Origin of the sequence: Bacillus cereus group sp. N12, assembly GCF_016483575.1 — a bacterium.
Taxonomy (GTDB): Bacteria; Bacillota; Bacilli; order Bacillales; family Bacillaceae_G; genus Bacillus_A; species Bacillus_A toyonensis.
In genome coordinates this window covers 1-233 of the sequence record NZ_JAEHBO010000291.1, presented here as the reverse complement: position 1 = coordinate 233, position 233 = coordinate 1, and the positions used below count along the sequence as shown (strand labels likewise).

The window sequence follows — 233 nt, the reverse complement described above, 5'->3', positions numbered from 1 at the left end:
ACAATTAAATGTTCCATTGCATTCCATGTTTTCTCGTTCGCATAAACTTGTAAATCATATTTACGCTCCAATACACCTAATCCTTTAATATGGTCACTATGCTCATGTGTGACAATAATAACTGATACATCATTTATATTCAGTTCTGCTTGTTTAAATAAAGCCGCTGTTGCTTTACCACTTAAACCGGCATCGACGAGTAATTTTTTTTCATCCGTTCCTACATATAGCAT

General features: G+C 33.9%; 1 protein-coding gene. It reads right to left on the bottom strand.

Annotation, left to right across the window (positions count from 1 at the left end):
• Positions 1-233, bottom strand: a 233-nt coding sequence (locus JDS92_RS30535; protein ID WP_199633075.1) for an MBL fold metallo-hydrolase, incomplete at its 3' end; no start/stop codon positions are given.